General features: G+C 68.9%; 27 protein-coding genes. 19 read left to right on the forward strand and 8 right to left on the reverse strand.

Annotated elements, in window-relative coordinates:
• Positions 1-110 precede the first annotated feature (110 nt).
• Both BN1959_RS04890 and BN1959_RS04895 read left to right on the forward strand, forming a co-directional pair.
• Positions 111-326 (forward strand): DUF3311 domain-containing protein, encoded by a 216-nt coding sequence (locus BN1959_RS04890; RefSeq protein WP_053947581.1) that lies wholly within the window; start codon positions 111-113, stop codon positions 324-326.
• Positions 326-1843 (forward strand): sodium:solute symporter family protein, encoded by a 1518-nt coding sequence (locus BN1959_RS04895; protein WP_053949319.1) that lies wholly within the window; start codon positions 326-328, stop codon positions 1841-1843. Before BN1959_RS04890 ends, BN1959_RS04895 begins: the two co-directional genes overlap by 1 nt.
• Positions 1844-1852: 9 nt before the next feature.
• Here the strand turns inward: BN1959_RS04895 and BN1959_RS04900 are convergent, their stop codons facing one another.
• Both BN1959_RS04900 and BN1959_RS04905 read right to left on the reverse strand, forming a co-directional pair.
• A complete protein-coding gene (locus tag BN1959_RS04900) occupies positions 1853-2230 on the reverse strand; it encodes a DoxX family protein (protein ID WP_053947582.1) in 378 nt (125 codons plus the stop codon).
• 80 nt (positions 2231-2310) lie between these two features.
• Positions 2311-3051 (reverse strand): zinc ribbon domain-containing protein, encoded by a 741-nt coding sequence (locus BN1959_RS04905; RefSeq protein WP_053947583.1) that lies wholly within the window; start codon positions 3049-3051, stop codon positions 2311-2313.
• A gap of 59 nt (positions 3052-3110) precedes the next feature.
• On the opposite strand from BN1959_RS04905, the gene BN1959_RS04910 reads away from it, so the two are divergent.
• Entirely contained in the window at positions 3111-3329 is a 219-nt protein-coding gene (locus BN1959_RS04910) for a hypothetical protein (protein ID WP_053947584.1), read from the forward strand.
• On the opposite strand, the gene BN1959_RS04915 is transcribed toward BN1959_RS04910, so the two are convergent.
• Positions 3310-4059, reverse strand: a complete 750-nt coding sequence (locus tag BN1959_RS04915) for an alanyl-tRNA editing protein (RefSeq protein ID WP_053947585.1) — start codon at positions 4057-4059, stop codon at positions 3310-3312. The genes BN1959_RS04910 and BN1959_RS04915 overlap by 20 nt on opposite strands.
• 199 nt (positions 4060-4258) lie before the next feature.
• Here BN1959_RS04915 and BN1959_RS04920 point away from each other — a divergent pair, with 199 nt between their 5' ends.
• Both BN1959_RS04920 and BN1959_RS04925 read left to right on the forward strand, forming a co-directional pair.
• Positions 4259-4954 carry an HD domain-containing protein gene (locus tag BN1959_RS04920; protein WP_053947586.1) on the forward strand — a complete coding sequence of 232 codons (696 nt, stop codon included), beginning with the start codon at positions 4259-4261 and terminating at the stop codon, positions 4952-4954.
• A gap of 57 nt (positions 4955-5011) precedes the next feature.
• Entirely contained in the window at positions 5012-6241 is a 1230-nt protein-coding gene (locus tag BN1959_RS04925; RefSeq protein WP_053947587.1) for an outer membrane protein assembly factor BamB family protein, read from the forward strand.
• 13 nt (positions 6242-6254) lie between these two features.
• On the opposite strand, the gene BN1959_RS04930 is transcribed toward BN1959_RS04925, so the two are convergent.
• Positions 6255-7247 carry an NAD-dependent epimerase/dehydratase family protein gene (locus BN1959_RS04930; RefSeq protein WP_053947588.1) on the reverse strand — a complete coding sequence of 331 codons (993 nt, stop codon included), beginning with the start codon at positions 7245-7247 and terminating at the stop codon, positions 6255-6257.
• Positions 7248-7372: 125 nt separating this feature from the next.
• On the opposite strand from BN1959_RS04930, the gene BN1959_RS04935 reads away from it, so the two are divergent.
• A complete protein-coding gene (locus BN1959_RS04935) occupies positions 7373-7681 on the forward strand; it encodes a hypothetical protein (RefSeq protein ID WP_053947589.1) in 309 nt (102 codons plus the stop codon).
• Positions 7682-7688: 7 nt separating this feature from the next.
• Here the strand turns inward: BN1959_RS04935 and BN1959_RS04940 are convergent, their stop codons facing one another.
• Positions 7689-8882 carry a pyridoxal-phosphate dependent enzyme gene (locus BN1959_RS04940; protein ID WP_053947590.1) on the reverse strand — a complete coding sequence of 398 codons (1194 nt, stop codon included), beginning with the start codon at positions 8880-8882 and terminating at the stop codon, positions 7689-7691.
• Between the two features lie 109 nt (positions 8883-8991).
• Between BN1959_RS04940 and BN1959_RS04945 the strand changes: the two genes are divergently transcribed.
• Positions 8992-10170 carry a thiolase C-terminal domain-containing protein gene (locus tag BN1959_RS04945; RefSeq protein WP_053947591.1) on the forward strand — a complete coding sequence of 393 codons (1179 nt, stop codon included), beginning with the start codon at positions 8992-8994 and terminating at the stop codon, positions 10168-10170.
• Positions 10167-10541: a Zn-ribbon domain-containing OB-fold protein gene (locus tag BN1959_RS04950; protein ID WP_053947592.1), complete on the forward strand. Its 375-nt coding sequence runs from the start codon at positions 10167-10169 to the stop codon at positions 10539-10541. The genes BN1959_RS04945 and BN1959_RS04950 overlap by 4 nt, the downstream gene beginning before the upstream one ends.
• Positions 10542-11178: 637 nt before the next feature.
• Here BN1959_RS04950 and BN1959_RS04955 read toward each other — a convergent pair.
• Positions 11179-12240 carry an alpha/beta fold hydrolase gene (locus BN1959_RS04955; RefSeq protein ID WP_053947593.1) on the reverse strand — a complete coding sequence of 354 codons (1062 nt, stop codon included), beginning with the start codon at positions 12238-12240 and terminating at the stop codon, positions 11179-11181.
• Between the two features lie 103 nt (positions 12241-12343).
• Here BN1959_RS04955 and BN1959_RS04960 point away from each other — a divergent pair, with 103 nt between their 5' ends.
• From BN1959_RS04960 to BN1959_RS04975, 4 genes are all read left to right on the forward strand, one after another.
• Positions 12344-13018 (forward strand): metal-dependent transcriptional regulator, encoded by a 675-nt coding sequence (locus BN1959_RS04960; protein WP_053947594.1) that lies wholly within the window; start codon positions 12344-12346, stop codon positions 13016-13018.
• 2 nt (positions 13019-13020) lie between these two features.
• Entirely contained in the window at positions 13021-13794 is a 774-nt protein-coding gene (locus BN1959_RS04965) for a TMEM165/GDT1 family protein (RefSeq protein ID WP_079978605.1), read from the forward strand.
• A 111-nt stretch (positions 13795-13905) separates the two neighbouring features.
• The gene (locus BN1959_RS04970) at positions 13906-14562 is read left to right on the forward strand and encodes a LysE family translocator (protein ID WP_053949320.1); all 657 of its coding nucleotides are present in this window, start codon (positions 13906-13908) and stop codon (positions 14560-14562) included.
• A gap of 50 nt (positions 14563-14612) precedes the next feature.
• On the forward strand, positions 14613-15659 hold the full coding sequence (locus BN1959_RS04975; protein ID WP_053947595.1) for an NAD(P)-dependent glycerol-1-phosphate dehydrogenase: 1047 nt from the start codon (positions 14613-14615) through the stop codon (positions 15657-15659).
• Positions 15660-16244: 585 nt separating this feature from the next.
• Here BN1959_RS04975 and BN1959_RS04980 read toward each other — a convergent pair.
• The gene (locus tag BN1959_RS04980) at positions 16245-16652 is read right to left on the reverse strand and encodes an HIT family protein (protein WP_053947596.1); all 408 of its coding nucleotides are present in this window, start codon (positions 16650-16652) and stop codon (positions 16245-16247) included.
• Between the two features lie 82 nt (positions 16653-16734).
• Here BN1959_RS04980 and BN1959_RS04985 point away from each other — a divergent pair, with 82 nt between their 5' ends.
• Positions 16735-17334, forward strand: a complete 600-nt coding sequence (locus BN1959_RS04985) for a DUF420 domain-containing protein (RefSeq protein WP_053947597.1) — start codon at positions 16735-16737, stop codon at positions 17332-17334.
• A gap of 72 nt (positions 17335-17406) precedes the next feature.
• Positions 17407-18090 (forward strand): endonuclease III, encoded by a 684-nt coding sequence (gene nth / locus BN1959_RS04990; RefSeq protein WP_053947598.1) that lies wholly within the window; start codon positions 17407-17409, stop codon positions 18088-18090.
• Between the two features lie 7 nt (positions 18091-18097).
• Here the strand turns inward: nth and BN1959_RS04995 are convergent, their stop codons facing one another.
• Positions 18098-18577, reverse strand: a complete 480-nt coding sequence (locus tag BN1959_RS04995) for a DUF7321 family protein (protein ID WP_053947599.1) — start codon at positions 18575-18577, stop codon at positions 18098-18100.
• Positions 18578-18680: 103 nt separating this feature from the next.
• On the opposite strand from BN1959_RS04995, the gene BN1959_RS05000 reads away from it, so the two are divergent.
• The 5 genes from BN1959_RS05000 to BN1959_RS05020 all read left to right on the forward strand — a co-directional run bounded on the left by BN1959_RS05000 (position 18681) and on the right by BN1959_RS05020 (position 22145).
• Positions 18681-19496 carry a DUF7319 domain-containing protein gene (locus tag BN1959_RS05000; RefSeq protein ID WP_053947600.1) on the forward strand — a complete coding sequence of 272 codons (816 nt, stop codon included), beginning with the start codon at positions 18681-18683 and terminating at the stop codon, positions 19494-19496.
• Positions 19497-19592: 96 nt separating this feature from the next.
• Positions 19593-20186, forward strand: a complete 594-nt coding sequence (locus tag BN1959_RS05005) for a plastocyanin/azurin family copper-binding protein (RefSeq protein WP_079978607.1) — start codon at positions 19593-19595, stop codon at positions 20184-20186.
• On the forward strand, positions 20186-20575 hold the full coding sequence (locus tag BN1959_RS05010) for a DUF7318 family protein (protein ID WP_053947601.1): 390 nt from the start codon (positions 20186-20188) through the stop codon (positions 20573-20575). The genes BN1959_RS05005 and BN1959_RS05010 overlap by 1 nt, the downstream gene beginning before the upstream one ends.
• Positions 20576-20578: 3 nt before the next feature.
• Positions 20579-21379 (forward strand): cytochrome b, encoded by an 801-nt coding sequence (locus tag BN1959_RS05015; protein WP_053947602.1) that lies wholly within the window; start codon positions 20579-20581, stop codon positions 21377-21379.
• 4 nt (positions 21380-21383) lie between these two features.
• Positions 21384-22145, forward strand: a complete 762-nt coding sequence (locus tag BN1959_RS05020; RefSeq protein WP_053947603.1) for a cytochrome b — start codon at positions 21384-21386, stop codon at positions 22143-22145.
• Positions 22146-22149: the final 4 nt, after the last annotated feature.

The raw sequence follows: 22149 nt of genomic DNA on the forward strand, positions 1-22149 counted from the left end.
CTGCGGCTGTCGACCGACGACGCCGTGTTGAAAGATATTTTTCTTCAAGAGCTGAGTTTGTGCGATAGTTCGTTACTGTTTTCACGTATCGGGGGGAATTCGGCTCCACGATGCCGAACCGAACCAGCTCGTTCGCGTGGGGAGCGATCCTGTTCGTGCTGATGGCGCTGGCGATCCCGTGGTTCCTCTGGGACCGCTCGGCCGTCGTCGCCGGCCTCCCGGTCTGGCTCTGGTGGCATATCGGCTGGATGGTGCTCGCGTCGGTCGTTTTCGCCGTGTTCACACGGCGCGGCTGGGGTGTCTGGATGGGGAGGTGGTCGGCGTGATCCTCCAGTCCGCGGTGTCGATCCAGATCGGGATCGTCGTCGCCTACCTCCTGCTCGCGCTGGGGGTGGGGCTGGTCGCCTACCGCCTCACCGACCGCACCGCCGAAGACTACTACCTCGCCTCCCGGACGCTCGGAACCGTGGTGCTGCTGTTCACCACGTTCGCCACCCTCCTGTCGGCGTTCACCTTCTTCGCCGGCCCGAACATCGCCTACGGCAACGGGCCGGAGTGGATCCTCGTGATGGGGCTGATGGACGGGGTGATCTTCGGCGTGCTCTGGTACGTCGTCGGCTACAAGCAGTGGCTCGTCGGGAAGGCACACGGCTACGTCACGCTGGGCGAGATGCTGGGAGATCGCTTCGGCTCGCCGCTGCTCCGCGGGCTCGTCGCCGGCGTCTCGCTATTCTGGCTGTTCCCGTACGTGATGCTCCAGCAGGTCGGGGCTGGCGGCGCGCTGTCGGCGCTCACCGAGGGCGCGGTCCCCTACTGGGCCGGCGCGGGGCTGATCACCGCGTTCATGATCGTCTACGTCGTCCTCTCGGGGATGCGCGGCGTTGCGTGGACGGACACGCTCCAAGGGCTGTTCATGCTCACGATGGTGTGGGCGGCGTTCGTCTGGGTGCTCTCTGCCGTCGGCGGGGTCGGTGCCGCGACCGACGCGATCGCGTCGTCGAACCCGGAGTTCCTCTCGCTGGGTGGCGGCGTCTACTCGCCGCAGTGGATGCTCTCACAGGCTATCGGCATCGCCTTCGGCGTCGCGATGTTCCCGCAAGTCAATCAGCGCTTCTTCGTCGCCGACTCCGAGAAAGTGCTGAAGCGCACGATGGCGCTGTGGCCGATCGTCGTCCTCCTCCTCTTCGTCCCGGCGTTCATGCTCGGCGCGTGGGCGGCCGGGCTGGGCGTCCCGATGCCCGAGAGCGGCAACATCCTCCCGGGGCTGCTCGCGGAGTACACGCCGACGTGGTTCGCAGCGTTGGTCGTCGCGGGCGCGATGGCGGCGATGATGTCCTCCTCGGACTCGATGCTGCTGTCGGGCTCGTCGTACTTCACCCGCGACCTCTACCGGCCGTTCGTCAACGCCGACGCCAGCGAGCGCCGCGAGGACCTGATCGCCCGGATCGGCGTCGCCGTCTTCGCGACGCTGGCGTTCCTCGCCAGCCTCTACAACCCGCCGTCGCTGTTCGTGATCGGCGACACCGCGTTCGGCGGGTTCGCCCAGCTCGCCCCGCCGGTGATCGTCGCGCTCTACTGGTCCCGAACGACGCTGTGGGGGATGCTCGCGGGGATCCTCGGCAGCCAGCTGTTCTACACGGTCACGACGTTTACGCCGCCGGCCGGCGAGACGACGACGGTGCTTGGGGTCGTCGTCCCGGGCGTGATGGAGACGTTCGGCGGCTGGTCGTCGTCGGTGGTCGGGATGGTCGTCGGTCTCGTCCTCGTCGTCGGCGTCTCCCTCGTCACCGACGCCTCGGTCGCCGAACGGCCGTCGGTGCTGGCAGGGCCGACGGACGACTGAGCGCCGGGCTCAGTCCCGCCGCCACGCCTCCCGCAGGAACACGAGTACGCCGCCGAGCATTGCGAGGTTGCCGAAAAAGGCGAGCCGCTCGCCGCTGCCGTCCTCCTCGGTCCAGAAGTCGTGCATCGTCGGCGTCACCACCGCGAGGAACGTCGCGGCCGCGCCCGTCGCGAGCCGCGGGAGCCGCCAGAACGCGATCCCGAGCCCGCCAAGAAGCATCGTCCCGGAACCCAGCGGCGCCATCGTCTCGGGCATCGGCACGCCCGCCGAGTCGGCGTACTCGACACTGTCCTCCATATCCCGGAAGTCCTCGCTGGCCTGCAGTGCGAGGCCGAGTCCGAGCGCGACTCGTCCGAGCCGCGAGAGCGATCGGTCGTCGTCGGTCATGGTTGACTACTTTTCGGTGGGAGCAGTAAAAGCGTACCTCTGGACGGACTCGTCCCGATAGCGTAGCAGGTCAGTGACCGTCAGGCCACTTCGAAGCCACAGTTCGGACAGAAGTTCTCGCCGCCGTCGAGGCCCGTCCCGCAGTCGGGACACTCCGTCGTCCGGAGCTCGTGGCCGCAGGTGGGACAGAAGTTCTCGTCGCCGCCGAGCACCGCGCCACAGTCGGGACATTCGTCGCCGAACTCTTCGATCCGATCGGCCGAGACGACGCTCGTGTCCGGCTCCTTTCCGGCGTCGGCGGCGCTTTCGAGTGCGTGCTCCATCGTCACCGTCAGCGCGGCGTCGACGTCGTCAGCGGTTTGTGCGTCGAACGTCGCCGCGACACCGCCGGGTGCGATAAACACCGCCGGCGGCTCGCTGTCGCGTTCCCAGTCCCACGACATCGGAACGTACGCCAGCAGGTCGCTGTCCCCTCCGGGCGTGAGTTCGTCGGTGACGTTCGTCGGCGTCGACCCGAACCCGGAGCCGGCGAGGAACGTGCTGAACTCGAGGTTCGCACCGTCGTACAGCGTCGCGTCGTCGAGGTCGACCCACTCGGCGTCGCGGAACATCTCTACGAGATCGACGTAGCCTCGGTGGTCGGTCGCCTCGAACTCGTAGTTCTCATCGAGCAGGTACCGGAGGTCGAACGTCACGGGCTCGGTGAGCTCCGGGACGTTGCCGATCCCGCTGCCGACGCTCTCGAACCCGCCGAGGACGGTCTCGAACTCTTCGGGGCCGATTCGGAGGTACTGCGGGTCGGGCATCTCGATGTCGTCCATGCGGGAGAGTTGTGATACTTCGGCGATAAATCTACGCGTTGTATTCTCCGCCGAACACGATGTTTTCCGTCACGATCGCGCGGACGTTTCTCCCGGCTCACTCCGACCAGAACGCGTCGCCGCCGGGTTCGGCCACCACGACGGCGTCGGGGTGGTCGCTGAACCGTTTCCGCGTGGTCGTCGTCGGCCAGCTTGCCGCTCACGCCGAACTCCAGCGTTCCGGGATCGTCGACGCCTTCGGGATGACCTGCCGGACGTTCATGCGAGTTCGAACGTGATCCGCTCCTCGTCGCTCCCTTTCGTCTCCCGGCCCGTCACGGTCACCTCGCCGATCTCCTCGGTGTTCTCGACGTGGGTGCCTGCGCAGGCAGTGCGGTCGAACGGCTCCGAGCCGTCGTCTACACCGCCGATCTCGACGATCCGAATCTCCTGGATCGAGTCAGGCAGCAACGAGAGCCGCGTCCGTTCGGGATCGAGCTCCGCCTCCGCGGTCTCGCGATCGAGCACGTACCACTCCACCGGGCGAGCCTGCTCGACGAGTTCGTTCATCCGATCCTCGACCTGTCGGAGTTCGTCGTCGCCGAAGCGCTCGTAGGCGCAGTCGAGCGTCGCCTTGTGGGCTCGCACCTGATTCCCCGTCGTCTCGGCGTCGTACTCGTCGAGCAGCAGCGCCGACAGCAGGTGCTGGGCCGTGTGGTAGCGCATGTGACTGGACCGTCGCCCCCAGTCGAGTTCGCCCGTCACCGTCGCGCCGGCCTCGGGGAGTTCGTCGTCGACTCCCTCCCCCGGTTCGAGGTAGTGGTGGATCCCGTCGTGTTTCTGTACGTCGACGACCCGCCACTCGCGGCCGTCCTCGGTCCTGATCGTGCCGTGGTCGGCAGGCTGGCCGCCCCCCTCGGGGTAGAAGTGGGTCCGGTCGAGCACGATGCGGTCGTCGCTCACCGTCCGCTCGACGGTCGCGTCGAAGCTGTCGACGGTGGCGGCTTCCAGATACAGTTGCTCGGTCATGTGGCTGGGCAGCACCTCGGGCTACCTAACGGTTCGGACCACGAGGGGAGGCTGCGACGACGAGTCGCTCTCGGTGGTAGACTGCGGTGGGAATCCACGAGACGGCGTGTTTGCCCGTCCCGCAACGACTAAGAGCGAAACGACCGTCCTCTCCAGTAATGAAACACGAACGCTGTACGACCGAACCCGGAGGACCAGTATGGGCGTCGAAATAAGGGACGCGCCCGTCTCCGCCGAGGAGTTCGCCGCGATGGAGGAGTTCGTCCACGACTACCTCGCCGCGAGCGTCGAGAGCGAGGACGACGGCGGCCGGATGCGCTGGTACCCGTGGCACTCCGCGGAGTACCGCTTCAACCACATCCGCAACGTCGTCGAGATCGCGAGCGAGATCGCGGCGGCGGAGGGGGCGAACGTCCACGTCGTCCGCGTGGCCGCCGTGTTCCACGACGTGTCCAAGCTCGAAGCCGAGCAGGACCGGCACGCCGACGCCGGCGCCCGCGTGGCCCGCGAGTACCTCCAGAGCCGGGGGGATTTCCCCGACTCCTTCGTCGACGAGGTCTGTAACGTCGTCGCGGACCACTCCTACCAGGGGCCGCTCTCGGACGTGTCGTTGGAGACGCAGTGCCTGATCGAGGGCGACGTGCTGGACAAGGTCGGCGCCAACGGCACCGTCCTGATGCTCCTCCGGATGGGGTACGAGGCCCGCACGCACATGGACGCCGCGGAGATGGTCGACCGCGTGCTCGAACGCGGGCAGGAACACTGCGACCGCGTCGAGAGCGACACCGCCGAGTCGATCGGCCACCAGCGCCTCAAACGCGTGAAGTGGTTCCGCGAGTGGCTGGAGGGGGAGGTCGCCGGCATCAGCGAGGAGAGCCGGGAGATGGAGTTCTGAGGGCACGCGCCGTCGGACGGAGAAAGCACTTACCCGCGGCGAGCGAACGCGCCGTCGATGCCCCCGCACTCGCGGCGCGCCCTCCTCGCGAGCCTCGGCACAGCCGCCGTCGCCGGCTGCCTCGACGGCGGCGAAACGCCGACAGCGTCGACCCCACCGGACGGAACTGCCACCGGAACTACCACCGATTCGCCCACCCCGGAACCACCCGACAGCGTCGACTCGACGTGGCGGATGCCCGGCTGTGACCCCGGGTTCAGCAACGCCACCGACGCCGCCGGCCCCACGACGGCGGTCGGCGAGCTCTGGCGGTTCGCCGACGACGCCGCGCTCTCGGCACCGACCGTCGCGTTCGGGTCGGTGTACGTCGGGACGGCCGACGGCGACGTGGTCGCGCTCGACGCCCGATCCAGCGAGGAGCGGTGGCGTCGGTCGATCGGTGAGTCGGCCTTCACCCCTCGGATCGTCTCCGAGACGCTCTACGTGCCGACGGACGCGGGTATCGTCGCGCTCGGCGCCGAGGGAACCGAGCAGCGGCGGATCGACACGCCGGGACGGGACGACTCGACGGACGACAGCGCGCTCCCGCCCCGAGTGAGCGTCCTCGCGACCGGCGACAGCCTCTACTGGATCCAACTGGACGACGCGGGCGAGACCCCGACTGTCGTCGCCGACGCGCTCGACGACGGGAGCGAACGCTGGCGGACCGAGGTCGCGGAGCCGTGGACGCGCCGCCTGTTCGCCAGCCACGACACCGTGTTCGTCCCCAGCGGCACCGAGGGACAGCGCGCGTGGCGCCTCTCCGCTGCGGACGGGAAGCGACTGACCGAGCCGGACCCGGGGTACGACTTCCCGGCGGAACGGCTCTATCGCGACGGGACGGTGTTCTCGACCGAACCGTTCTTCGGCGGCGCCTCGGCGGCGGCCGTCGGCGAGGACGGGCACAGCTGGGACACCGGGGTTCCGCCCGGAATGCACCACGTGAGCGCCGGCCCGGACCGCCTCTACGTCGGCGTCTCCAGCGGCGACGAGCCGGGCCTGTACGCGCTCTCGACCACCGACGGCAGCGAGGCGTGGGACGTGTCCGTGACGCCGACCGCGCGCCCGGTCGTCGCCAGCGAGTCCGTGCTGCTCCACGGCGAGGACGCCCTCCACTGCTTCGACCCGACTGACGGCACCGAACGCTGGTCGCGGCCGAACGACGGGATCGGCACGACGATGGCCGTCGCCGACGATCTGCTGTTCGCGGCCGATGGGGAGACGCTGCGGGCGTTCCGCCCGCGGTGACGGAAGGGGCCGCTCAGAGCGTATCCAACACGTCCAGCACCGCCTCCTCGTTCTCCCGGCCGGGGTCGTGCTCGCTCCCGTCGCGGTCGGAGTCGCGGTGTTCCTCGACGGTTCGAGCCATCGCCTCCTCGATCGGCGTCGACTCCCAGCCGAGGTCGGCGAGCTTCCCGGTCGCGAGGAGGTGCGGGTAGTCGCGGTACAGCACGAACTCCGCCGGCGCCAACCCCGCAGCCGCGAGTTCCCGCTCGCCCGCGTGGACGACCTCAATATCGGTGTCCATCGCGTCCGCGATCAGCTCGAGCATCTCCTCTACGGTGACGGCCGTGCGGTCGCCGACGTTGTAGAACTCCCCGGGCTCGCCGTCCTCGGCGACGATCCGGAGCGCGCTCGCGACGTCCTCGACGTACGCGCGGTGCCAGAGGTTCTGCCCGTCGCCGGGGACGACCACGCGGTCGTGGCTGTCGACGCGGTCGAGCCAGTAGTCCATGCGCTCGGTGTAGTCGTACGGGCCGTAGATGATGCAGGGTCGGACCGACATCGCGTTCACGCCCTCCTCGGCGGCCGCGACGATCTCCCGGTCGCCCTCGGCCTTGCGGTTGCCGTAGGTCTCGCCGGAGTCGTCCACTGCCTGCTCGTCGGTGCAGGGGCGCATCGGCGTCGACTCCTCGCGTTTGGGGATCTCCTCCGCGCCGTAGGCGTCGCCCGAGGAGATGTACACGTAGCCGTCCACGTCCGCGAACACGTCGGTCGCGATCGCCACGTCCGCGGGGTAGTGCGCGACGCAGTCGATCACGATGTCGGGCTGGACCGACAGCTTGGCAGCCTTCAGGTCGGTGTCGTCCCGGCGGTCGCCCTCGACGTGGTCGACGCCCTCGCGGTCGGTGAAGGGGTTGTCGTGGTTGCCGCGGTTGAAGATCGTGACGTGGTAGCCGTGATCCAGCAGTTCCTCGACGGTGTGGCGGCCGACGAAGCGGGTGCCGCCGATCACGAGCGCGGTGTCGGACATGGGTCGGGGTTGGTGGGGGGAAAGGAAAGCGTCCCGGATGCCGGCTATCCGTTCGCTCGGTGCGGCCGATCGCGGACCCGCGACCGCCGCCGTTTTCTTGGTGAATGCTACCGAACAACAGAACCATGGGGGCGAACACGTACACGCTGGTCGTCCGGGAGGCCAGCAGCCACGACGCCGTCGACGCCGACGTCCTCGACGAGGACGGGTTCGTCGAGACGGCCAAACAGTTCAGCTACGGCGACTACGGCGTCCGCGCCGAGCGGGAGGACGGTCGACCGGAGCGCATCGAGGAGGAGTTCACGGTCGACGCCACCAGCGTCGACATCCGACTCGATCGGGACGGCCACACGTTCGCGTTCCGGGCGATCGTCGACGACGAGGAGGCCGCACGCGTCGAGGTGGCCGACGCCGACTGGGACCTCCGGGGGTGAGCAGCGCTCAGACGCCCTGTCCCATCAGGTGGCTCCGGAGCACGTCCGGCGCCTTCGTCGCCGCCTCGGTGTTCAGCACGACCGCCTCGTCGTCCTCGGCGAGCGTGCCGTCCTCGGCGAGCGCCCACAGCCCCGCCGCGGCGACGCCGCCGGCCAGCCCCACCTCGACGGTCTCCGTCGAGGCCACCGCAACCGCGCTCTCCAGTGCGTCGGCGTCCTCGACGGTCAGCGCCTCGCCGTCGACCTCCTCCAGCGCGGCGAGCGCGAGATCGCCGCCCGGCGGATCCGCGACCTCGAGTTCGCCGACGATCGTGTCCGGCGTCTCCCAGGGCTCGGTCGCGATCGTCCCCGCCTCCCACGCCGCCGCGATCGGCGCGCAGCCGGCCGCCTGCACGGCGTACACCGTCGGCAGGTCGTCGATCAGCCCGAGCTCCCGGCACTCCTGCAGGCCGTCGACGACGCCGACGACCAGCTCGCCCGTCCCCGCGGGGAGCACGACGGCGTCCGGCGTCTTCCAGCCCCGATCCGCGAGCAGTTCGTAAGCGACTGTCTTCAGCCCGTCGTGGCGGAACGGCGAGGCGAACGCCCCCAGATCGACGTAGTCGGACTGGAGCTCCTCGGCGAGCGCGTCGACCGCGTCGCCGAGCCGGCCGGGGACGACCTTCATCTCGCCGCCGTGGACGTTCACCATCGCCTTGTTCGAGAACGGCGACCGCGTCGGGACGAACGCGTACGAGCGCAGGTCCACCCGGCCGGCGTAGGCCGCCATCGACTGGCCGGCGTTGCCCGGCGACGCGCAGGCAACGAGCTCCGCGCCGGCGGCGTCGGCGGCGGTCACGGCTGCGGAGAGCCCGCGGTCGAGCACCGAGCCGGTGGGGTTGCGCGCCTCGTCTTTGATCTCGACGCTCCCGAGGCCGAGTTCGTCGGCGATTCGGGGCGCGTCGACACTCGGGGTGGCGCCCTCCGCGGCGGAGAGCGCCGTCTCCGCCGTGAACGGGAGCACGGCGTCGCGGTCCCAGGCTCGCGGGCCCGCACGGACCGCGTCGGAATCCACGCGGCCGAGATCGTACTCCGGCACCCGGGGCGCGCCACAGTCGGGACACGGGCCGGCGCCGGCGATGGCTTCGGGCTCGGCGTCCTCGACGGTGAGACTGGCGTCGCAGTCGGTGCAGGCGAGTCCGACGAACGCGTCGCTAAACATGGCCGGTGGAAGGAACGGCGTCGGGAAGGACCTGCCGGAACGTCGCCGGGACGTACCGCCGCTCACCGACTCCGGCAGGCCTTTAGCTGAACCACTCTAACGCCGGGGTATGACTGGTGTGCGCGTGGCTGGCGTGGGGCTCACCCACTTCGGCTCGCACCCCGAACGGACCGGCCGCGACCTGTTCGCCGAGGCCGCGCTGAACGCGCGGGCGGACGCCGGCGTCCCGCTGGACGACGTGGAACAGCTGAACGTCGGCAACTTCGCCGGCTCGCTCTCGGAGGGGCAGGGCCACATGGCACCGCTGCTGGCGGAGGCCGCCGGCCTCGACTGCCCGGCGACGCGCTACGAGGAGGCGTGTGCCTCCGCGGGCGTCGCCGTCCGCGAGGCGGTCCGGACCGTCCGCTCCGGCGAGGCCGACGTGGTGCTCGCCGGCGGCGTCGAGCGCATGACCAACCAAGACACCGCAGAGGCGACGGAGGCGCTGGCGATCGCCGCCGACGAGCTGTTCGAGGTCCGCGCTGGCGTCACATTCCCCGCGGCGTACGCGCTGATGGCGACCGCCTACGGCGAGGCGTTCGACGTTGAGAAGGACGAGCTCAAGACCGACCTCGCGAACGTCGCCTCGAAGAACCACGACAACGCGATCCCCAACGAGTACGCCCAGTACCAGCGCGAACTCTCGGTGCAGGAGGCGCTGGACGCCCCGCCGGTCGCGGAGCCGCTGGGACTGTTCGACTGCTGTCCGATCACCGACGGCGCCTCGGCGATCGTGCTCGTGAGCGAGGCGTACGCCGCCGAACACGACGTGTCGGCCGACGTGGCCGTGGTCGGCACCGGGCAGGGGACCGACCGCATGGCGCTGCAGGACCGCGACCACCTCGCCCGCACACCCGCGGCGGACGACGCGGCCGCGATGGCCTACGGCGAGGCCGGGATCGACGCCGCCGACGTGGACGTGGCGGAAGTCCACGACTGCTTCACGATCGCGGAGGTGCTCGCGATCGAGTCGCTGGGGCTGTACGAGCCCGGCGAGGGGCTCGGCGCCGCCCGTCGCGGCGAGACCCGTGCGGACGGCGAGGTCCCCGTGAACCTCTCCGGCGGGCTGAAAGCGAAGGGTCACCCCGTCGGCGCGACTGGCGGCTCACAGATCGCGGAGATGACCAGACTGCTCCGGGGCGATCATCCCAACAGCGACGCGGTCGAGGACGCCGAGGTCGGCGTCACGCACAACGCGGGTGGGACGGTCGCGTCCGCAGTCGTGCACGTGCTGGAGGTGGCAGAATGAGCGACGCGGGCTTCGACGAGTGGCTGCACGCGTTCGTCGCCGACGACGGCTACTACCTCGAGTGCGAGAACGGCCACGGGCTGCTCCCGCCCCGGCGGGTCTGCCCGGACTGCGGGTCGACCGAGTTCACCGAGGAACCGCTTCCCGAGACGGGGACGGTCGCGACGGTCACGACCGTCCACGTCGCGGCGCCGGCGTTCGAGGCCGACGCGCCGTACGACACGGCGGTCGTCGACTTCGGGCCCGCGCGGGTGACGGGCATCGTCGTCGACGCCGAGCCGGGGACCGTCGGCGTCGGCGACGAGGTTGCGGTCGACGTTGGGGCGAGCGAGACGACCGGCGCGGACGTGCTGGTGCTCCGGCCGGTCTGATCGGTTTTGGGGGTGGTGTGACGTTTCGGTTTCCGTGTTGGGTCGCGATGGATACGTTTTCTCGATCGTTGGTGTTTGGGGGTAGTAGCAGCGGTTCGATTGCTGGTGGGCGAGGCCAGTACAACGGTTCGATCGTTGGCTACAGAGACAGCAACTACAACGGCGACAGCAGTTCGAGACTAGACCACTTGTGGCCGCACCGCCCGGCACAGCCCACAGACCTCCCCAGCCGACTCGCTCCCGACGGTCGCTCGTCCTCCGAGAGAGCAAGCTCTCTCGTGCCCTCGCTCGGTTCACTCGCGAGGACCTTGCGCGCTCGTTCGCGCACGGAGGCGTCGTGCGGGCGACCCACGCGTCGCCCGCACTGCCAGCGAGACCGCCGGTCTCGCTCTGCTCACGTCACGCGCCGACAGCGACCGCGGTGCGGGAGCGGTGGACGCCTCGCGCTCGCCAGCGGTCGGCGAGCGCGGGGGGAGGGGTGGGGACTCGGAACTGCGCCGGGCCTCGTGCCCGGCGCCCTGCGGTCACAAGTGGTCTAGCTTCGAGCTGCTGTTGCTGTCGCGGTCGCTGTTGCAGTCACCGAACCACCGAGCGAAAAACGAAACCACACTGCTGACGTACGGGAACGACGACGCGACTACTCCTCGTCCGATTCGTCGTCCGCTTCCGTCTCCGACTCCTCGTCCGTCTCTTCAGTCTCCTCGGCGTCCTCGCCCGTCCCTTCATCACCCCCACTCGGATCGTACTCACGGATCACCGAGTAGTCGTCCGGAAGCGTCCCCGCCAACACGTACTCCAAGAACGCGTCGGCGCGCTCGACGTGGGGCAGCAGCTTCGCGCGGTCGAACACGAGCAGTTCCGCGCCCGCGGCGCGTGCGAGCTCCTCGCCCTGGGACACCGGCGTCAGCTCCGTCTCCCGGCCCCAGACGATCGTCGTGGGCACGTCGAGAGCCGCGAGCGTCCCGCCGAGGTCGAGTTCGCTGTCGAGATCGCCCGCGAGGAACGCCGCCGGGGCGAACCGGGCGTTCTCCTGGTGGGCAGTCTGCCACTCGTACTCGGCCCACTCCTCCTCGGGGCCGTCGGGATCGGCGTAGCCGTGATCGGCGTTGAAGTACTCGATCGCCGGCTTCGAGGTCACCGCGTTGAACAGCGCCTCCCCCACCAGCGGCGCCCGGACCAGTTCGCGCACCCACGTTCCTCCGCCGGGACCGGTCGTGGTGGTCGGACAGACGAGCACGAACCGCGAGACCGGGGCCGTCTGCGCCGCTGACGCGGCGTACGCCGCCGAGAGCGAGGAGGCGATCACCGCGGGGCCGTCGTCATCGCCGAACTCCCCGAGGAACGCCTTGACGAACGCCTCGTACAGCGTCGCGGAGTAGCGGATCGGCGGCCGATCCGAGCGGCCGTACCCCGGCAGGTCCGGCGCGATCACGTGGTACTCTTCGCTGAGCGCGTCGAACACGCCGCGCCACTCGCCCGAGGAGCCGGCGGCGTTGAGCCCGTGCAGGAGGACGAGGTCCGGGTCGTCCGGGTCGCCGGCCTCGGTGTAGCTGACGTTCATCCCGCGCCAGCGGTAGGTGCGTTGCATCCCGTCCAGTGCGGGCGGGAGGTCGCCGGCGTCGCGTCGGAGGAGGGCGTTACCGGCCGCGGCGGCGCCGATACCGAGGGTGACGTAGCTCAGGGCGCGTCGGAGTTTCATTCACTCTCGGCTAGGGGTCCCGGGGGCTTAACTCCACAGTTCTCGCCCCCGCCTCGTCGCCGTCACCGGGGATCTTTTGCCGCGTCGAAACGTATCGTTCGACATGCTGAGCGACGCGATGGAGGACTACTTGAAAGCTATCTACGTTATCCAGCGCGAGGAGGGCGCGCCCGTCTCCACCTCCGCGGTCGCGGAGTACCTCGACAAGACCCCGCCGACGGTGACCAGCATGATGGAGAAGCTGGCCGACCGCGGACTGATCGAGCGCGAGAAGTACAGCGGCGTCGAGCTCACCGACGAGGGCCGGACGGTCGCGCTCGAAGTGATCCGCCACCACCGCCTGCTCGAAGCGTACCTCGCCGAACATCTCGACTTCGACTGGTCGGAGGTCCACGACGAGGCCGACACGCTCGAACACCACATCAGCGAGAACCTCGAACGGCGGATGGCCGAGGCGCTGGACGATCCGGCAGTCGACCCCCACGGCGACCCGATCCCGACGGAGACGCTCGACCCCGTCGACGAGGAGGCCGGCGAGCGCCTCACCAGCTTCGGAGAGGGCGACTGCGTCGTCGTCTCGCGCGTTCCCCACCGCAACCGTGAGGAGCTAGACTACCTCGCCGAGGCGGGGCTCACGCCCGAGACCGAGATCGATATCGTCGACGTGGCGCCGTTCGGGATGGTGACGGTCCGGCTCGACGACGGTACCGAACAGAGCCTCCCCCAGGAGGTCGCCGACGCCATCCGCGTGCGGAGTATGAAGGGTGAGGTCGCCTGAGCATGTCCGGCGCGCTCGCGCTCCCGCTGCAATCGGGACTGGACAGCGTCGTCGCCCGCTACGCCGACCACGGGCCGCTGGCGGCCGCGTTCCTCGCGAACCTGCTCGCAACGTTCGGCGACAAGGGGCAGCTGGTGGTGATCACGCTCGCGACGCGGTACGACGCCAAGGCGGTGTTTTTCGGCGCCATGGGCGCCTTCACCCTCTGGTCGGCGCTGGAGGTCGCGTTCGGCCAGTACGTCGTCTCGGTGCTGCCCGCGACCGTCGTCACCATGATAACGGGGGGGCTGTTCGTCGTCTTCGGCGTCTGGACCGCCCGCTCGGCGGCCAAGGGGCTTCGCGACGGCGACGCCTCGCGGTCGATCACGTCGGGCACCGGGCTCGACGTCGGGATCTCGGGACGGCTGATCCCGGACGCGCTGCTCGTCCGCGTCGGGAGCTACGGCGGGCTGCTGACGGGGTTCCTGTTCGTGCTGTTCGCGGAGTTCGGCGACAAGACCCAGCTGCTGACGATCAACCTTGCGGCGACGTTCCCCGACGCGCCTGTCTCGGTGTTCGTCGGCGTGATCGGCGCGCTCGCACTCCGGACCGGAGTCGACGCGGTGATCGGTGAGAAAGTCGAGGCGGTGCTGCCGACCGCGTACATCGAGGCCGGTGCCGCCGTCGTCTTCCTCGCCTTCGGCGCCGTCGTGCTCGGCGCGCCGACGGTCGTGCTGTACGCCGCGATCGCCGCGCTGGCCGTGGCCGCGGTCGTCGGCGTGCTCCGGCGCCGCTGAACCGGGCGATTTTTCGCATTTTCGGTCCTTTGTCTCGCCGTGTTCGATCTCGTCCCGTCGCTCGTCGCCGGCGCCGCGTTCGGGCTCGCGCTCGCGGCGCCGCCGGGGCCGATGAACGCCGTGATCGCCGAGGAGAGCGTGCTCCGCGGCTGGACTGCGGGAGCGAAAGCCGGGCTCGGCGCGGGACTCGCGGACTTCGTGTTCTTCCTGCTCGCGCTGGGGGGCGTCGTCGGTATCGTCCAACAGTACCCGACGGCACAGGGAGTCATGTTCGGCGTCGGCGGACTGTTGATGTGTTACTTCGCCTACGGCGCCGCAACGGGGGTCAAGGAGTCCTTCGCGCCGTCGTCGGTAGAGAGGGACGGTGACAGTAGCGAGAGCGGGTCGACTGAGCCGCCCCTCGCCGACGACGAGTCGACGGGGTTCCGTCGCGCGTTCGTGCTCGCACTCACGAACCCCTACCAGATCCTGTTCTGGCTGACCGCCGGCGTCGGGCTGCTCGACCCGGGGATGCTCGACGTGCTCGCGGTGCTCCCCTACGTCGGCGAGGCGCTCACCGGCGTGTTCGTCGTCGAGACGGGCAGCCCGGCGCTGATCGTCGGCCTGTTCGGTGGCGTCGCGCTCTGGCTGGTCAGTTTCCCGGCGGCGCTGGTCCAAGCAGGCCGCCGGGTCGACTCGTTTGCCCCCGCGGTCGCCGCGGTGAGCGCGCTCGTGCTCGCCGGCTTCGGTGTCAGCTTCCTGTTCGAGGCGTGGCGCATCCTCGGCTGACGGCGTCGACTGACGAACCGCTTTTCACCGCCGCACCCGACCACCGGAGCATGTTCGACAAATCGACGTGGATCCGGCTCCCCCGGAACGTCGTCGTCGGCCACGGGGTCCTCGACGATCTCGGCGACGCCGTCGGGGAGCTCTACCTCTCCGGGACGCCGCTGATCGTCACCAGCCCCTCGCCCAACGATATCGTCGGCGATCGCGTCCGCGAGCAGCTCGCGGGCGCGGAGACGGTGATCGTCGCGGAGGCGGGGTTCGAGCAGGTCCAGAACGTGATCGACGCCGCCCGCAAAGTCGACGCCGGCTACCTCGTCGGCCTCGGCGGCGGCAAACCCATCGACACCGCGAAGATGGCCAGCGACGAACTCGACGTCGGGTTCGTCTCCGTCCCCACGGCGGCGAGCCACGACGGTATCGTCTCGGGTCGGGGGTCGATCCCGGAGGGCGACACGCGCCACTCCGTCGCCGCCGAACCGCCGCTGGCGGTCGTCGCCGACACCGACGTGATCGCCGACGCGCCGTGGGAGCTCACGACCGCGGGCTGTGCGGACATCATCTCGAACTACACCGCCGTCGCGGACTGGCAGCTCGCCCGGCGGCTCAAGGGCGTGGAGTACTCGGAGTACGGCGGCGCGCTCGCCCGGATGACCGCGGAGATGCTCGTCGACAACGCCGACCTGATCCGGCCGGGGCTGGAGGAGTCGGCGTGGATCGTCGTGAAGGCGCTGGTCTCTTCGGGCGTGGCGATGTCGATCGCGGGCTCCTCCCGGCCCGCCTCGGGGGCGGAGCATCTGTTCTCCCACCAGCTCGACCGGATCGCGCCGGGACGGGCACTCCACGGCCACCAGGTCGGCGTCGGCTCGATCATGACCGCCTACCTCCACGACGGCCCCGATGGGCTCTGGGAGGATATCCGGGCGGCACTGGAGAGCCTCGACGCGCCGACGACGGCCGAGGACTTGGGGCTGAGCGAGGACGAACTGTTGGAGGCGCTCACCACCGCCCACGAGATCCGCGACCGGTACACGGTGCTGGGCGACGGGATCACCGAGAAGGCGGCACGGGACGTGGCGGAGACGACCGGGGTTATCTAGACCGACCTTTTGTTGTGGGCCCCGCAGGGCCCTTGCAAAAGCTCGCCCATTACCAGAAGCCGAAGGCTTCTGGTTAGCAGCCAGAAATCGAAGATTTCTGGCGACAAAAGCCTGCGTCGGGTGCTCCGCACCCTCCTTGGCCTCGGCACCGGCGAAAGGAACCGACGAGCGTGACTCCGCGAGTACGAAAGCTCTCGCCCGATTCCAGATCCTTCGGACAACTCGATCCTCGGCCAAACTGGGTCGCGATCTCCGCGAAGAGTTCGGTATCGCAGTCGGCGCCAGCCGTCGGGATGTGGCTGAGAGCTGCGTCGCTCGTCGACGTGAGGATGTCCCCGGGCGGGGAGCGAGCGCTCGGGGACGAAGGAATGCCGCGCGATCTGTCATGGACCGCGCGGCGAGAGTGGTCGGAGAGGCCGGTGGCGCGCCAAGTCCGCCGCGTCGTGGGGGCCACCCCGTCGCGGCGGGAGTCGGCCCGTCCGACCGAGGACGGGTGCGTCGCCATCACCCGTACTCGCTCATTCCGCGTCATCGGACATAAACCCCGGGACATCGGCCCGGAGATTTCCTGCGGGCGACCGCGGGTCAGTGCTCGGCGTCGCGGATCCGTGCGGCGAGGTCGGCGGCCGCGTCGTGGTCCAGTGCCGACCGTTCGAGCGCGAGCGAGACGTCGTCGCCCGCCTCGCGGGGCACGACGTGGACGTGGCCGTGCCGGATCGACCCGACCATCGAGCCCGAAGTGTAGAACACGCTGAACCCGTCCGGGTCGAGCGCGCGCCGCAGATCCGCTGCGACCGCATCGACCGCGTCGAACACCGCGGCGCCCCCGGCGTTCCCCCCGAGTAGCTCCTCACGGTGGGTTTTCGGGATCACGACCGTGTGTCCCTTGCGGGCGGGGTTCTCGTCGAGGAACGCGAGCGTGGCGTCGTCCTCGCGCAGGACGTAAACGTCGTGCTCGCCCGCGACGACGGCACAGAAGGCACAGTCGGCCATACCACCACCGAGGGCGGCCGGTGGCAAAGCTTCTCGGGCCGGAACCCGAACCACCTTGTCGCTCCGGACCCACCCTCCGGCCATGCTGGAAACCCTCCGGTCGCGGGCCCGCGATCGCCCGCGGGCGACGGTCGCGCTGCTCTCGGTGCTGGGCTACGGGCTGGTGATGGGGACGTTCGCGGGGGCACTTCCCATCTACCCCGATCTGACGAACGCGCAGGTGAACCTGTTCTCCCACGCGATCGCTGGGATCAACACCACGGCGACGGTGCTGCTGATTCTCGGCTGGAAGTGGATCCGCGACGGCGAGGTCGAGAAACACCGGAAAGCGATGGGGAGCGCGTTCGGGCTCATCATGGTGTTCCTCGTCCTCTACCTCTGGAAGATCGGCGGCGGCGGGACGAAGGAGATGATCGGCGCGCCCGATCTCGTGTACTACGCCTACCTGCTGATGCTCGCGATCCACATCATCCTCTCGGTGGTCGCGGTGCCGGTCGTGCTGTACGCGCTGGTGCTCGGGCTCACCCACTCGCCGCGGGAACTCCGCGAGGAGACGCCCCACAAGCGTGTGGGTCGTCTCGCTGCCGGCTCGTGGATCCTCTCGCTGTCGATGGGCGTGCTGACGTACGTGCTCCTCAACTGGGTGTACAGCTACGAGTTCACCGCCGGCACCGGGATGTAGGTTCGGGCGTCGACGGCACGTACCCACGGCCGCGACCGAACCGTTCAACCCCCGGGGAGCGGAACGGCGGGTATGGGCGAGCCACTCGAACCACGCCGCGAACAGGCGGTCGAACTGATCGACCGTCTCGAAGCCGAGTACCCCGACTCAACGATCTCGCTGAACTTCGACACGCGACTCGAACTTCTGATCGCGGTCGTGCTCTCCGCACAGTGTACCGACGAGCGCGTCAACGAGGTGACTGCGGAGCTGTTCGAGAAGTACGAGTCCGCCGAAGAGTTCGCCGAAGCCGACGAGGAGCAGTTGGCCGAGGACATCTACGGGATCACGTTCCACAACAGCAAGGCGGGCTACCTCAAGAGCATCGGGGAGACCCTCGTCGCGGACCACGACGGCGAGGTGCCGGACACGATGGACGAGCTCACCGAGCTCTCCGGGGTCGGCCGCAAGACCGCAAACGTCGTGCTGCAGCACGCCCACGACGTGGTTGAGGGGATCGTCGTCGACACGCACGTCCAGCGGATCAGCCGCCGGCTCGGGCTGACCGAGGCGGAACGCCCCGAAGCGATCGAGGCAGACCTACTCGACGTGGTGCCCGAGGAACACTGGCAGCAGTTCACCCACCTGCTGATCGACCACGGGCGCGCCGTCTGCACCGCCCGCAACCCCGACTGCGGGGAGTGTGTACTCGCGGATATCTGTCCCTCCGCGAAGGGCGACAGCGAGATCGACCTTGCCAGCGGCGAGGCGTGGTGAGCGGTTCTCAGACCACGTGGAGCAGCAGGTACCGGTAGAGCCCGAGGAGGTACGCGAGTATCCAGAGGATCAGGTAGCCGAACACACCGATCCGGAGCCGTCGGCGCCACGCACCCATGTTCTCGTGGAGTTCGCCGATGTCGGCCTCGGGGTCGGGGTTGCGGTAGAGGTCGGCCTGCCGCTTGGCCTGGAAGATGCGGACGATCCCGGTGAGCGCGAGCACCAGCAGCGCGTACGCCTGCAGCCCCAAGAAGGCGTGTAGCGCCGCGAGCCCGCCGAACTGCTCGGCTAGCCGCGGGATCATCCACAGCACCATCGGCGCCGTCGTCAGTACCAGTCCCGTGACCACGAACTTGAGGTGGTGGACCAGCCGCTCCCAGGTCATCACTTCCGTCTCGATGGCGTACCACGCGCCGTAGAGGAAGAAAGGGAGGCTGATCGTCACCGACAGCGCCGCCAGCGTCGCCGCGGTCGACTCGGAGACCATTCGGTCGAGGTAGGCGGCGCGCCCGCCTAAAAGGAGCGACTCCGGCGCGCCGCCGGCGGGCCGCTCGCGAAGCGCTTAACGGCGCGCCAGTCCAACGGTCGCTATGGCCGACCCCTCCGAAGACGAGACTGCGGAGCGGGCACGCGCGGACGACGCCAATGCCGGGAGCGGCGACGCCGCCGAGTCGACCGACCTCGAAGCGCTCCGCGAGGAGGTCGAGCAGAAGTACGACTTCGAGAACTTCGGCCCCGCGGATATGGCCGAGATGGAGCGCGAGGAGTGGCAGGCGGCGTTCGACCCCGATACGTGGATCACCGGCGCCGAACTGATCGACCGGGTCGAACAGGACTTGGAGAATCGGATCGCGACCCGCGAGGTGTTCGCGCGGCTCGAACGCCACCCCGGCCCCGAGGGGGATCGACTGCTCGCGTACTCCGACGAGGGGTACGCGATCATCAACCCCGATGGGAGCGTCGAGGGCGAGGGAACGGTGTTGCGGGACGTCGAGCCGACGGTCGCACTGTGTTCGATGGCGGAGTACGACGTGCCGACGCCACCGGAGGACCCGAGCCTCCCCGACCCCGACGACGTGGAGTCCGGCTCGGGTGAGCTCGGCAACACGATGCTCCAGTTGATCGCCGCCGCCCAGATACTCGCTGGGCTCGGGCTGGTCGCCGGCTCGCTGCTGTTCGACCTCCAGCCCGACGTGCCACAGGGTGGCGTGATCGGCCCGGCCGTCGGCATCTTGTTCGCCCTGATCGGCGTGTTCCTGTTCACTGTGGTCGCGAACGCGCGGCTCTCGGACCGGTTCCGCGCCGCGGAGTACCGCGACCGCCTCCGCGCCGTCGACGAGGCGGGCGAGCGACCGGAGTTCGTCCCGCAGCTGAGCGACGAGCCCGACGAGGACGGCGGCGACTGAGACGCCGGTCGGCGGCGGTGTCGTACCGCCGTCGGCGCCGGTGAGGGTGGTGTGAAACGGAGGCTTTAAGCGCTGGCCGTCCCACGTTTTGGCCGTATGAAGAGGCGGGATTTTCTCCGAGCGACCGGCGGCTCCGGCGGAGCTGTCGCCCTCGGCTCGGGGGTCGCGGCCGGGCAGGAAGAGACCGGCACGACCACCGGCACTGAGGGCGGCGGAGGCGGGGGACCGACGGAGACGGTGACCGTCGGCCCCGGCGGGAGCCTCGTGTTCGAACCGGCCGAACTCACGATCGCGACGGGCACGACGGTAAACTTCGTCTGGGACAGTAACATGCACAACGTGGTTCCGCAGAGCCAGCCCGACGGCGCCAACTGGGAGGGTGAAGGCGAACAGGGCGTTACGTTCGACTCCGGCCACGAGTACTCCCACACGTTCGACACTACTGGGACCTACGAGTACGTCTGTACACCCCACGAGAGCGCGGGGATGGTCGGCTCCATCGAGGTCGTCGAGGAGCTTCAGTCCGGGGGCGGCGGCGAACGCGAGCTCCACGAGATCGGCGCCCCGATCCACCCCCACTGGGTGGGCGCGGCGACGATCCTGATGATGTTCGTCAGCCTCGTGTTCACGTTCTACGTGCTCAAGTACGGCGAGTCACCCAACACCGGCAACACCGGGGGTGGTGAGTGATGTCCACGTCGGGATCCACCTACGGCGACATCCACCGCTACGAGCCGGCGCGTGAGAGCACGGCCGCGGCGATCGCGATCGTGCTGCTGACGCTGCTGGAGATCGTCTTCGTGTTCATGTTCACCTGGGGGCTAGTCTCCGGTTGGGGGCTGACCGCCGACGGGAACATGTTCCTCGGCGGACTCCTCGCCATCGTGTTCATCGACCTCGCGTTCATCCTCGCGATCTACCGCAAGGAGTTCCTCCCGGACGTGATGGTCGTCAAGAAGCGCCGTCGCAAGTGGGAGGACCTCTACATCCGCGGCGATCAGGCCGACGGCGAGCAGCTCGAGGGCGCCGGCGTCTGGGACCAGATCAAGCGCGCGGTGTACCCGTACTACAAACGATAACCAATGAGTCTCAAAGAGAAAGACGAACACGACCACCTCGGCTGGATGGAGGAGAAGCAGCTCTCCCCCATCGAGAAAGGGTACCTGTTCACCCTCATCTGGCTCGACAAGCGGTTCCGCATCGTCGACTACTTGGAGCTGCTGGAGACGATGTACTACCGCGTCAACCTCCAGATGCCGAAGAGTCACACCGAGCAGTACAACCTCGACAACAAGTTCTGGTACTGGTACCCGCTGTACGCGCTGGGGTCGTTCTCGACGCTCGCGTACGTCGTCGCGGCGTTATCGGGCGCGTTGCTGGGGTTCTACTACACCCCATCCGCGGCCGCCGCCGAAACTGGCACCGTCGCCTACTCCCAGATCGCGATGATCATGCAGGATCTCCAGTTCGGCTTCATGCTGCGCTCGATCCACCGCTGGTCGGCGCAGGTGATGACCGCGGCGGTGTTCCTGCACATGCTCCGGGTCTACTTCACCGGCGCGTACAAGGAGCCCCGCGAGCTGAACTGGCTGCTCGGGATCGTCCTGATCAGCCTCACGATGGGCTTTGGCTACACGGGCTACCTGCTGCCGTGGGACCAGCTCGCCTACTGGGCGGGGCAGATCGGCGTCGAGATGGCGCTGTCGATCCCCGTGATCGGCGAGTGGGTCGCCCAGCTGGTGTTCGGCGGCTTCTCGCTCGGCGCACCGACGCTGCAGCGGATGTACATCCTGCACGTGTTCCTGCTGCCGTTCGTGGTGACCTCGCTGATCGCGATCCACATCGGCATCGTCTGGATGCAGGGCATCGCGGAACCCCACTAATACAATGAGCGACGACAACCAACCCGACGCACGAACCGACGGCGGTACGGGGATCGTCCCGCCGGACGACGACACGCCGACTTGGAGCGAACGCAAGAGTCGGCAGACGGGGCTCCCCCGTCTCACCTACGAGTACTTCGAGCGGGCCCGCCGCGAGGATCAGGATCTGCGTGAGGAGTCCACCTACGTGGAGCGCGACGTACTCGCGTTCCCGACGTGGCCCCACGAGCTGATCCGGAACCTCGCGCTGACGAGCTTCTTCGTGGGCATGCTGCTCCTGCTGGCGGCGACGCTGCCGCCCCACATCGGCAACCCCGCGAACCCCAGTTCGACGCCGTCGATCATCCTGCCGGACTGGTACCTCTACTGGTCGTTCGGCCTCCTGAAGCTGGGTGACCTCAACCCCGCGATCTCGCTGCTCGACGGCCAGAAGCTGATGGCCGACCGAACGTACGGCGTGCTCGCGAACGTGGTGATCGTCGGCGCGATCTCGATGGTGCCGTTCCTCAACAAGGGCAGCGCCCGCCGGCCGGTCGAGCAGCCGTTCTGGGCTGCCGTCGGGATGGGCGGCCTGACGTTCGCGTTCACCATCTCGCTGCTGTCGATCCAGAACATCATGCCGATGAACGTCAGCCTGCTGTTCGACCTGACGTTCCTCGTGCCGATCATGATGGCCGGGATCACCTACGCGGTGCTGAAGACGATGCGCGAGGGGTACATGTACGACCTCAACCGTCGCTACTACCGGCTGCGGCCCCCGAAGTAGGCCG

The sequence above is a fragment of the Halolamina sediminis genome (assembly GCF_001282785.1).
Lineage (GTDB): Archaea > Halobacteriota > Halobacteria > Halobacteriales > Haloferacaceae > Halolamina > Halolamina sediminis.